Origin of the sequence: Rhodopseudomonas palustris, from assembly GCF_034479375.1 — a bacterium.
GTDB lineage: Bacteria > Pseudomonadota > Alphaproteobacteria > Rhizobiales > Xanthobacteraceae > Rhodopseudomonas > Rhodopseudomonas palustris_M.
On record NZ_CP140155.1, the window covers coordinates 2,159,133 to 2,171,109 of the forward strand.

General features: G+C 58.7%; 7 protein-coding genes and 1 other RNA gene. 3 read left to right on the forward strand and 5 right to left on the reverse strand.

Translation table 11 applies throughout. From position 1 onward, the window contains the following. The first annotated feature begins 293 nt into the window (after positions 1-293). Together SR870_RS09750 and rnpB are read left to right on the forward strand one after the other, a co-directional pair. Positions 294-1,160, forward strand: a complete 867-nt coding sequence (locus SR870_RS09750; protein WP_322517769.1) for an N-acetylmuramoyl-L-alanine amidase — start codon at positions 294-296, stop codon at positions 1,158-1,160. 54 nt (positions 1,161-1,214) lie between these two features. After that, positions 1,215-1,637, forward strand: an RNA gene (gene rnpB / locus SR870_RS09755) — RNase P RNA component class A. Positions 1,638-1,735: 98 nt separating this feature from the next. Here the strand turns inward: rnpB and SR870_RS09760 are convergent. From SR870_RS09760 to SR870_RS09775, 4 genes are all read right to left on the reverse strand, one after another. Beyond that, the gene (locus SR870_RS09760) at positions 1,736-3,133 is read right to left on the reverse strand and encodes an adenylate/guanylate cyclase domain-containing protein (RefSeq protein WP_322517770.1); all 1,398 of its coding nucleotides are present in this window, start codon (positions 3,131-3,133) and stop codon (positions 1,736-1,738) included. A 520-nt stretch (positions 3,134-3,653) separates the two neighbouring features. Next, the gene (locus tag SR870_RS09765; RefSeq protein WP_322517771.1) at positions 3,654-6,017 is read right to left on the reverse strand and encodes a sensor histidine kinase; all 2,364 of its coding nucleotides are present in this window, start codon (positions 6,015-6,017) and stop codon (positions 3,654-3,656) included. A 785-nt stretch (positions 6,018-6,802) separates the two neighbouring features. Then, complete coding sequence (locus SR870_RS09770; RefSeq protein ID WP_322517772.1) at positions 6,803-8,386, reverse strand: DHA2 family efflux MFS transporter permease subunit; 1,584 nt, start codon at positions 8,384-8,386, stop codon at positions 6,803-6,805. A gap of 182 nt (positions 8,387-8,568) precedes the next feature. Continuing rightward, a complete protein-coding gene (locus SR870_RS09775) occupies positions 8,569-9,804 on the reverse strand; it encodes an HlyD family secretion protein (RefSeq protein ID WP_322517773.1) in 1,236 nt (411 codons plus the stop codon). 178 nt (positions 9,805-9,982) lie between these two features. On the opposite strand from SR870_RS09775, the gene SR870_RS09780 reads away from it, so the two are divergent. Further along, the gene (locus SR870_RS09780) at positions 9,983-10,636 is read left to right on the forward strand and encodes a TetR/AcrR family transcriptional regulator (RefSeq protein WP_322517774.1); all 654 of its coding nucleotides are present in this window, start codon (positions 9,983-9,985) and stop codon (positions 10,634-10,636) included. Here the strand turns inward: SR870_RS09780 and SR870_RS09785 are convergent. Further along, the gene (locus SR870_RS09785; RefSeq protein WP_322517775.1) at positions 10,633-11,904 is read right to left on the reverse strand and encodes an extensin family protein; all 1,272 of its coding nucleotides are present in this window, start codon (positions 11,902-11,904) and stop codon (positions 10,633-10,635) included. The genes SR870_RS09780 and SR870_RS09785 overlap by 4 nt on opposite strands. Between the last annotated feature and the right edge of the window lie 73 nt (positions 11,905-11,977).

An 11,977-nucleotide genomic window follows, 5' to 3' on the forward strand; every position in this document is an offset into this window, starting at 1 on the left:
TTGCAGAGGGAGGCCCCGGCCGGTCCCGGCGGTTCGGCTCATCCCCTCTCAGTAACGTCCCATAGGCTTAAGAAAACGTTGACGGGGACCGTACAGCTCGAGCTGACATCGACGATCCGTGCGGGTTGCGGTGCGGTATTGGAGTGGTGCGGTTCGTCCACAGTCCACAGAAAATGGCAAAATCGTGAAACAGCCGCGTTGCGACCGACGGTCATCACCCGGATAGTGAGCGGACGCTGCGGCTGGCTGCATTTCGCGCCTTCGCCGTTCTCCTGCCGAGTTTGGATCGTCTGATGTTGTCAGGTTCGTTCGCGTCTGCAGGTTCCGAGTCGAAGCGTCGACGTGCCGTCCCACTGCCCAAGGGCATCGTGGCCATGCAGACTTTTACACCCGATTCATCCGTGGTGTCCGACGTGATTCCGTCGCCGAATTTCGGCGAGCGGAACAAGGGCCGCCAGCCCGACATGATCGTGCTGCACTACACCGGGATGCCGGACGTCGAGGGCGCGTTGACCCGGCTGTGCAAGGCCGGCACCGAAGTGTCGGCGCATTACGTGGTGCTGGAGGACGGCCGGATCCTGCAATGCGTGCAGGAATCCAAGCGCGCCTGGCACGCCGGCGTGGCGAAATGGGCCGGCGAGGAGGACATCAACTCCTGCTCGATCGGCATCGAGATCATCAATCGCGGCCATGATTGGGGTTATCCGGACTATCCGCTCCGCCAGATCGCTGCTGTGATCGCGCTGTGCCGCGGCATCATCATCCGCCGCAACGTTCAGCCGCACCGCGTGCTCGGACATTCCGACGTGGCCCCCGCGCGCAAGAAGGACCCCGGCGAGAAATTTCCGTGGCGGGCGCTCGCCGCCTCCGGAGTCGGTCACTGGGTCGAGCCGGCGCGGATCGAAGCCGGCGCGGTGTTGCGGCACGGCGCCGAAGGCGAACAGGTTCAGGTGATGCAGCAGGCGCTGGCCGATTACGGCTACGGCATCGCGATCACCGGCAAATTCGATCACGCCACCTTCGAGGTCGTCACCGCCTTCCAGCGCCACTTCCGGCCCGAAAAGGTCGACGGCATCGCCGACGGCTCGACGCTGGCGACGCTGCACGCGCTGCTCGGGGGCCTGTCGATCGACGTCCGGGCGGCCGCTGCGCTGGCCTGAGAGACGCCGCCTTCCGCCTTGACGCCGCCGCGCGCAGCCCGCATGGCTACGGCGTCAGTCGGCCGGACGGCCGCTCCCGCTATGGTCGAAAGGCTGCGGGGGAGGAAAGTCCGGGCTCCATCGACATACGGTGCCGGATAACGTCCGGCGGGGGCGACCCCAGGGAAAGTGCCACAGAGAACGAACCGCCCGGCGAAGCCGCAAGGCGAAGCCGGGTAAGGGTGAAAAGGTGCGGTAAGAGCGCACCGCGTCTCCGGCAACGGCGACGGCATGGTAAACCCCACCGGGAGCAAAACCGAATAGGGACGGCATAGTGGACAGTTCGCTTTCGGGCGATAACTCCGCAGGGTGATGTCAAACCCGCCGTCCGGGTAGGTTGCTCGAGGCCATGTGCAAACATGGTCCCAGAGGAATGGCCGTCACGTAGCGTCTTCGGGCGCTGCCCTCCAGAACCCGGCTTACAGGCCGACTGATACTTGTTGAATGAAGGGCTCGGCGGAAACGCCGGGCCCTTCGCCATTAGGAACGCGAGATATGGAACAAACGCGATAAACTTGCGCCTGAATAGGATGATACTAAGATGCTGCCCCTCTATGATCATAACTCATGCCTGAGTACGCGTACGTACCAAGCCGCTCTCCATACTCCTGAAACGAAACCGCCTTCTTATGGAATTCAATTACATTGACTATTGCACGATGATCTTCAATCGCGTGGAACGTCTTGTTGGAGATCACAATCTCTCGTGACGCCGCGCACCCGCAAAGGCGGGCAGCACCGACAACCGACGAGCCAATTGCACGGATCTGCATTTCATCAATGATCCACACAGCCGTACCAGTATGGATTCCTATAGCGGGGCCGAGCCTATCCATCCCGTGACGCAACCACCGTTGATACTTAAGGCACAACTCGTCAATTGCCTTAACTATTCGAATAGCAGACCTCACCGCAACTACTTCAGTTGGCAACTCGTCCAACTTGTCCGTCTCTGAAACGTTTCGATGCGTGCAGAAATGACCAACCACACCATCCCCCGTTTCCTTGTCAAAAAACCCGCCATGTTCCAGGATGATTGATCGCGCTGCTCCGACTACCGTATCTATAAACTCGGAAAACTGCTCTGGCGGGTCCGTTAACTCCATAGCCGAGGTCGACGCACGAAGATCGAGCGTCAGAGACGTCGTTCCGATAGCACGATATCGCACCTCGCCTGAGGGCCCAATAACAAGACACCTCTGCCATGGCCACTCAAACCGCCCCTCATCGTCGGCCTCACGAGGGCAAAAACTCAGCGGATCGGCGAAAATGTCTCGAAGACGCTCAACTTCGTCAGATCCAACATCCTCCGAAACACGAATTGCCGGCACAGATCTCCAATATGGAAGTCGAAACGCGTGGTAGTCATGAACGAGCCCAGAAATTCTCTGCAGCTGCGCGTTCGAATCGTAGTAGATGGCGCCCCCCTGATCTCGCAACTGCTCCTTCTCGACCAACAATGCGAGTTGAATCGCCTCGACTCCAATCCAGTACAGCTCGTGACTTTTCGTGAGATCCTTGCACAAGACACCCAAATTGATATCGAAGTACGCGCTTGAATGTTGAACGTACGAGAGCAGACCGGATAGCGCCTCCAGATTCGGCAGAAACCTTGAATTCTTAAGTAAGTGCGGAGCGAGTCCTGCCGCCAGATCGAGCGCTTTCCGAGTATCCTCAGTAGGATTACATAAGGTCTCTTCACTCTGCTCCGCTACCGGCACGGAACCGTAAATGAACCGGATTGCAGAGATCGCATTATCAAACCCCCATATTGCGTCCGGCACTACGCGGAAATTCATGAAGGCAGACAGAAACGGATCTCGAGCAACCGAGCGAGATACAGCCTGACCATCTGAGATGCAAAACTGCCAATCCGACTTATTGAACGTGTCAATCCTTTTCTTGACCTGGGAGATAGACGATATGCCATACATTACCCACCCCCAAAGCCAACTCTCTCGAGCAAAAACTCAAGTAACGCGTCTGTCTCCAAACCCTTCTTGAACATTTTTGGCGCGTTATCCGGTATTTCAGCGCCGTCAGCCTGCGAATACGCCGTGAACAATCGGACCTGAGCGTCACAATCCGAAATGTAGGGACTAATCGAAGAAAGTGTCTCGTTAACACTTGACGCCAACCCAGATTCCGGCCCGGGACGCATGACATCCAAGACAAACGTCGGATTATCCTCAGGTTGGAGCTTAATAATCGCTCCGTCGACGCGCTCCGTAGTTACAAACCAGTAGCTTATTTCGTGGTCAACACCGTCATTCCAGGTAATGCATGTCCTAGTTGGAAATTCGTGCGAGTTCTTCGGGCGAACCATCCGCAGAGTTCCGCGAGCCTTTACGCTTCGCTCGCCGAGCTGCTCACGTATCGCCAGATACAATGATTGAGTCAATGAGCGCCAATGAGGCGCATCATCCTCAATATGTACAATGGTATGTACTTGAATCATGAACTTCTTTCCGGCGACTCATCCCCACCAATCAATCCAACTTGGTCGCCCGACGAATCAGCCCGACTCGCCAATCTGTAGGGAAGCGTAAACCAAAATCTTGTTGAGGCAGTCTTCCCATCACTCTTCCGCTTTGACGTGAAATGCACTGATGAGGTCGCGCAGTGCGCTTGGACAACTTTCTGCGCCACTGTCAACCCGATACCCGTTCCTTGGCGCCGTGTTATTCCCGTGTCCGCTTTGTGTCCACGCACAAAAGGACGAAATATGTCTTCTCTAAGAGACGGATCGAGATAGTCCCCTGTATTCTCGACCGAAAACGACCATTCAGATTCCAAATGATTGATCACTACGTTTATAGGCGTTTCGCGACGTCCATACTTGATCGCATTGTCTATAAGAGTTGCCATGGCCATCCACAGAAGCAAACTGTCGCCGACAGCGTAGCGCCTGTCGTCGCCCACCAGTTTTAGAGACCAAGACTGCCCTCTCTCACGAAGCCCATAATTGAACGCAGTTCGAACCGTTCTGATCAAGTCCTTCGGACGATACTGCTCAAACTTAATGTTTGAATAAGTAAGATTGGACAGCAGAAAGCGTCCCGTATCGATGAATAGGAGCGCTTGATGATTAAGATACTTCGCCTGCGGTATTAGCTCTCGAAACTCTCTATCAGAGCGCAACTCGCTCCACGATTCATCATCCTTCCCACATTCATTAAGGTAACTCTGATAGACATCAATATTGTTAGTTGCAGCGGCCAACGGATCGACGACAGCGTGTCGTATTTGCGCCAACAAGCTACTTCTCTGCTCTGACAAATCACGCGCGCGATGTAAATTGAACAACTCGCGCATGAAATGTTTGAGAAGTTGAAACCGGAACGCCTCAAGAATCGAGGAACCAAACTCTATGACATAGAATCGTAGCGGCACATAATTTGTGCTTATTCGAAATATGAGCGCCACACGCTCATGCTCAATTACACAGCATGCACATTCAATCGTCTCCTCAACGTTGTTTGATACGCATCCAAATATATCATTCGACTCCCTCTCAATAAATTCATTAACAATTCCATTAGGTACTGCCGCGCTGCCTTGGGCCGGATTGATCGTCAGCTGCCCTGATGTTTCACGATATACGGTATACAGCTCAAGAAACGAGGCGCTTGGCACGATTCGTCGAATGCGGTCAAACACGTCATCCAAGTCAATCTCGCTATCCAAAGGAACCGTTGAAAAATAGCTATTTAGCGAGAGAAATAGCTCCTCAAAGAACCGAGAGAACGCCGCATTTGACAGGTTTCGGGAAACGCTCCTACACAATTTTCGATCAGTCGCACTGAAATTGACGCCAAGAAAATTTGGACTGGACTTTCGAATCAGGAAGATCGCGTGAGTAACCGTCTCACATTCTCTGCCAAGCTCCTCCTCAGCACCGCCAAGCGGAGAGAAAGGGGCCGTAATGAGAGAAATGCCAGGCGCCAGAATTGGGATAAAGAGTAAGTTTCCAAGCGAGGGATTAGAATGGAATTCTCTTCCGTTGGCCACATCGGTAAATAGCTCATGTAGAGCTGGTATTGGAAATACCTTTGTCAGCAGCAAGTCATGGATATCAGACTTATCTTTCTCGGTAAGTGCGCAGCCGTCGGGAAACCCAAGACTACTCACAACCCCATTGACAAATTCTACGTGTCCACCTGCTTGAGCAGCGCAACTATTTGCCAACTGCAGTGCGCACTCACGAAGAGCGACCTCCAAAGAGGTCGAGCTATGGAGCGCTTGAGTGCAGGCATTTGTAGTCTCAACAATGCGATGAATTCGTCCGTGCTCTAAGAGAATCGAAAAATTGAACGCGAGTACTTTAGCCGCCTGCGACTGGGCGAGCGTCAATGGCTCGCGGAGCGCGAATATGGCCCAAGCCAGCGGGCTTAACGAAGACGTCGATTTTGCACTTCCCTTTGGGATCGGATTTGGCATCTCAATGAGATGCCGATGACTCGCAGTGATACCAACCAATTCAAACTGATAATTTGCACAACGAAGGACCTCAGACGTGTAATGACTAGATGAAAATCTACTCTCACCAGTAACTTTCGGCACCCGGCAGATCGAACCCTTCACATCCTCAACATACTCATTTGACAACGACGGACACCAGTACGCTAGACGCAATTCTGTCCAATCGCCAAGTGAGTCGGCCAACCAAATTTGGATACCAATACACCGATCCTTCAGCAGTTTGTATAGGAGCCGAAGTACACGAACACGATTGCGTCCGATCTCATGTCCCGTTAGCTCAGCTTCAAGGAGCGGCGTAGTCAACACTTCCGATATTAGACCTAGCTCGTCGTGCATGGTTGTCCCGCCCGAATCAAACAGCCTATTAGATAGAATGCGCCCCCAAGAAATAGGAATGACAGGGCAATTGCGAACTGAGCAAACTTTTTCATCGATATCCTTGCAATTATCCAAATTTGCTGTGCGCAGATACTTGATGTAGGACTGGAACTATCGATCAGATCTGGGAACCGCGAATTCAAGAACTCGAAGTACTCGACACCATTGTTAAAGCAACCGATGTCGTAGAAATAGATAGGATTTCTATGCTCACTAACAGATGGTCGTGGGATAAGATAACCCATTTTCGCTGCAATCACCCAATTGCTTTCGAAATTGCCGAGCGAATCGAGTCTCGGAATGAATGAGAGCGCCAGAACTATTTCTGCCAATGTCAGAAGCGATGAGACAACAGCAAAAGTGAATGAGGAAGGAACGAGGACGCAGCTAACAGAATTTGTCGTGCGCAAAGCCGTCAATAGCGTGAGAGCGCTCGCAATTATAGCAACAAGAGCAAAGTTACGAGTATTTGCATATCGAAGGTACGCACTAACCTCTCGCCAGATATTGATTAAATTTCCCATTATCGCTTACGTGACTAAAGAATGAGATATTGATCGCTCAGAAAGAGCGGACGAGATTGATATACGTAGCAGACTAGCTACGTAATGATCCCTGTCAACCAGTCAACATCGACTTTACGCGGTGCCCTACGAGACGCCACCGAAGTGCTTGGTCTTTTGTCTTATTCTTTGCAGTCGCTCGATTGGGCGATTCATCAAGAGCGACGGCTGCTCGCGCTCTCAATGCCCATCCCCCGCCGCCGCCGGGTTCGCAGGCTTGGCGACCAGCACCACCAGCGTGCTGAGGCCGACGTAAAAGATCGTCAGCAGGAAGAACGCGTCGCCGAAGCTCATGGTCACGGCCTGGCGGTGGACGATCTGGTTGAACTGCTTCAGCGCCATCATCGAGGCGTCGCCCATGCCCTGGAATTTCTGGGTCAGCATGTTGAGGAAGTCGACCGCCTGGGCGTTGCCCCACGTCACCTTGTCGTGCAGCCGCGAGATGTGGAAATCGGTGCGGCCGTCGAGGATGGTGTTGATCAGCGCCAGCCCCAGCGCGCCGCCGAGATTGCGGGTCAGGTTGAACAGGCCGGAGGCGTTCTTGACGCGCTCGGCCGGCAGCGTGCCGAGCGCGATGTTGTTGACCGGCACCATCGCCATCATCATGCCGACGCCGCGGAAGATCTGCGGCCACAGCAGTTCGTAAAAGTCGTAGTCGCGGGTGATCCCGGTCATCAGCCAGGTGCCGGCGGCGAACAGCAAGAGGCCGATCGCGATCAGGATGCGCATGTCGACCAGCGTCATCAGCCGGCCGACCAGCGGCGCCGAGAGAAACATCGCGATGCCGGAGACGAACATGGTCTCGCCGATCATCAGCGCGCTGTAGCCGCGGACTTCGGCGAGGTAGCGCGGATAGATGTAGGTCAGGCCGTACAGGCCGATGCCGACGCAGAACGAGAACAGGCAGCCGAACGCGAAATTGCGGTTGGTGAAGGCGCGGATGTCGACGATCGGCTCGCGCGCGGTCAGCACCCGCCAGAAGAACCCCACGGCGCAGACCGCGCAGACCACCGCGAAGATCAGGATCGACTCGTCGTTGAACCAGTCGTTGCGATGGCCCTCTTCCAGCACGTATTCGAGCGAGCCGAGGAAGCCCGCCATGAAGCCGAGCCCCCACCAGTCGAAATGATCGAGCAGTTCGTAATGCGGCTCGTCGAAATCGACCAGCATCAGCACGCCGATGGTGATGCCGATGCCGGGCACGACGTTGATGAAGAACAGCCAGTGCCAAGACATCAGATCGGTGATGTAGCCGCCGACCGTCGGGCCGATGGTCGGCGCCAGCGTCGCGACCAGCCCGATGATCGGCCCGACCAGGTTGAATTTGCTGCGCGGAAACACCGTATACGCCGAGGCGAACACCGTCGGGATCATGCCGGCGCCGAGAAAGCCCTGGATCGCCCGCCACACGATCATCTCGGTGATCGACGAGGTCAGGCCGCACATCAGGCTGGCGAAGGTGAAGCCGGCCGCGGAGATCGCGAACAGATTGCGCGTGCCGAGCGCGCGCGACAGGAAGCCGGACAGCGGGATCGCGATCACTTCGGCGATCAGATACGAGGTCTGCACCCAGGAGACCTCGGACGATGACGCCGACAGGCCGGCCTGGATTTCGGACAGCGAGGCCGAGACGATCTGGATGTCCAGGATCGACATGAACATCCCGAACACCATGATCAGGAACGCGATCAGCCGGCTCGTCGGCACGTGTTCGGCCGGCGCCTGCGGCACCGCTCCGGCGGTCGCTGTGGTAGATGCCGACATCGGCGGATTCCTCAGAGCCTATTGCCTCCCACCACCGTCATGGCCGGGCTCGTCCCGGCCATCCACGCCTTTCTCGAGGCTTCCCCAGGAAGACGTGGATGCCCGGCACAAGGCCGGGCATGACGGATGGTGAGGACTTTCGTCGGAAACATTTCGGCGAATTCTCCGCCGCGAGCCGGCGCTTACTTCCCGGTCCTCGTATCGACCCGGATATAGACCGACATGCCGGCGCGCAGCAGGTTCTCGCGCGCCACGTCGGCGGGCACGCGGATGCGGACCGGCACGCGCTGCACGACCTTGGTGAAATTGCCGGTGGCGTTGTCGGGTGGCAGCAGCGTGAACACCTGCCCCGCCGCGGGCGACAGGCTGTCGACCGTGCCCTCGATCTTGCGGCCGGCGTAAGCGTCGACCGAGATGTCGACGGTCTGCCCGGGCTTCAGGCGGGCGAGCTGGGTTTCCTTGAAATTGGCGTCGATATACACGCCGTCGAGCGGCACGATATTGGCGAGGCGCTGGCCGGCATTGATGTAGTCGCCGGTGTTGACCAGACGGTTGGAGAACACGCCGTCGACCGGGGCGCGGACATTGGTGAAGTCGAGATCGCGCTCGGCCTTGGCGAGCGAGCTCTGCAGTTCGACGAGCTGGGCGCGCGCCTCGTTCTGCTGCGCCTTGGTGACCTCGACATTGTCGCGCGCGGCGTCATAGGCCGCCTTGGCGGCGGCGACCGAGGCCGTGCCCTGGTCGCGGCTGGCCTGCGAGGTCTCGAACACGGCGCGCGAGGCGAAGCCCTTGGTGCTCAGCGCCTGCTGGCGGTCGAAATCGAGCGCGGCGCGCCTGGCCGAGGCTTCGGCGGAGTCGCGCTGCGCCTGCGCCTGCTCGACCGCACTCTGCTGCGCGGTGACCTGCCGGCCGATCCGTTCGATCGTCGCCTGCTGGGTGGCGATCTTGGCGCGCGCGGAGGCGACGGCGATCTTGTAGTCGCCATCGTCGATCCGGAACACCACGTCGCCCGCCTTCACCAGCGTATTGTCGCCAGGGATGATCGCGGCGATATGGCCGGCAACGCGGGCGCCGAGCGTGGTGTTGTTAGCGCGGACATAGGCGTCGTCGGTCGACACCATGAAGCGGCCGACCAGCATGTAGTCGATGCCGAAGTAAGCGACTGCGGCCAGCGCCGCGATGCCGACGCCGACCAGCACCAGCCGCTTCCGGCCGGGCTTCTTCGCCGCGGCCGCGGGCTCGGTCGCCGGCGCGATCGGTTCGGACTCGGCTTCGCGCCCGACAGGCTCGGCGAGCTTCAGCGTCGACGGGTCTTCCGGCAGCGGCCGCGCAACTTGCGGCGTCACGGCGGCCCGCGCATCCGTTTCTTGCACCGGCTCGGACCTGAGAACGCGGGCAGCTTGGTCGCGTCCGGACATCGGGCTTCCTCCTGACTGGCTCATCATCGTGAGCGCTTGCCCGGACCACCCGTCCTGACAGCTATTCTCGAATAAATTGACCGAACGGTTCGGTCAAGATAGATTTCTTCATCGAGCTTAGCAGCGCGGTCCCGTGTTTGTGAGAGGGGCCGGCAGAATTTTCGGACACGCTGAACCAATGGTTGCAAACGCCACCGCCGCCCAGGCGCCTCACCCCGACGACGACAGCGCCAAGCGCCGTCAGATCGTCAAGGGCGCGCGCGCGGTGTTTCTGGAGCATGGTTTCGACGGCGCCAGCATGGGCGAGATCGCCCGCGCCGCCGGCGTGTCCAAGGGCACGCTGTACGTTTATTTCGCCGACAAGAATTCGCTGTTCTGCGAGATCATCGAGCAGGAGAGCCTCGCCCAGGGCATGCTGGCGTTCGATTTCACCCCGGGGCGAAACGTCGAATCCACGCTCGTGGCGTTCGGCACCGCCTATATCCAGGCGCTGTGCAATCCACGCGGCGCGTCGGCGATCCGCACGGTGATGGCGATCGCCGAACGGATGCCGGAGATCGGCCAGCGCTATTACGAGCGGGTGATCGCCAATTCGCTCGGCCGGTTCGCGCGCTATCTCGAGCTGCAGGTGCAGGCCGGCGAACTGGAGATCGAGAATTGCCCGCTCGCTGCGGCGCAATTCACCAAACTGTGCCAGGCCACATTGTTTCTGCCGTACGTCTTCCAGATGACCGAGACGCCCTCGCCCGCGCGGATCGCCGAGGTGGTGGACAGCGCCACCCGGATGTTCCTCGCCGCCTATCGGGCGAAGCGGGACGCAACAGCCAACTAATCGTCCTCGGCTTCGTCGCGGGAGACTGCTTTCGACCGCGGCGGGGCTTTGCCGATCGAGCCGGTGACGCCGTTCCAGCCATTGCCGGCATAGGGGTTGCGCTGCTGCAGGCGCTGCGCGATCACTTCGCCCGGCACTGCGGCGGGCTTGCAGATGCTGCGCTGGCTCTTGCGGCGCATCAGGTCGACGTGAATGTGATCGTAGTGATAGATGTTCGAGCCCGGCGCCAGCACGGTGTTGAACACCTGACACGCCGAGTTCTGCACGTCGTGCAGGAACGCCTGCTCTTCCGGAAGCCCTTTCCAGCCGCCCTTCACCGTGACGCGCCGGCCGTCGGCCAGCACGAAGGCGGAGATGTCGAGCGCGTTGCCGAAGGCGTGTTCGGAGATGTGGGCGTTCGGATTGCCGTTCATGCCGCGGCACGAATAGGCCGAGATCTGCTTGATCTCCACCACGGGCACGCCGAACCAGCGCATCGCCGAGGGCTGCACCGATTCCGCCAGCCAGCGGTCCAGCGCGGACACGATCGGACACGCCAGCGTCGCCACCGGCTTGAGGGCAACCGGCCCGACCGAGCCAGTGATGTTGCCCTGCGCCGGACCGAGCCGCGGCAGCGGCCGCTGCGCATCGTCGGGAGCGCGGCCGACGGGAGCGCGGCCGACGGGAGCCGGTGCGTAGTTCGGATCGCGCGTATAGCCGGTGACGTGCTCTGCCGGCGGACGATCGGCCGGCGGCAGCGCGCCGTCGTTCGGCAGATCGATGTCGCGGCCGGCTTGTCCTACGCCGGGCGGCGTCAGCGACACCGGGCCGTTGTTGCTGCCATAGCCCGCGTTTGAATTCACATAGCCTGTGTTCGAACCGCCATTACCGGAGGGCGTGGACCTGCCGTAGGCGGGCTGCTGCGATTGCTGTTGCGGATAACCGCGCGCCGGCGCGGCATAGGAGGGCTGCGCGCCCGGCCAGCGCGGCTGCCGCGCGCCGCCGATTGCCGCCGGCGGACGCAGATCGTCGGCAAAGCCGATCGCACTAGTTTCGCCGAGCGCCGCCACTTTCAAAGGGAACTCGGCGCCGCAAACTCCGGGTCCGGAAATCGGATCGACCCGGACCAGTTCGGGGCCCTCCTTGACGGCGCCCGATTTCAGACAAGCGACTTCGGCCTCGGTCCGCCACGGTTCGCGTTCGGCGGTTTGAAACAATCCGCGTCCGCAACCAGCAAGCGACACAAGGACGAAGGAGCCGACGAGATACAAACGAACTCCGCGCGTCATCCGCGCACAGTCCACCAATCTGATTAAAGAGAATTGAACGGTATCCGGTCAGCTTCGCTTAACCATGCGAAAG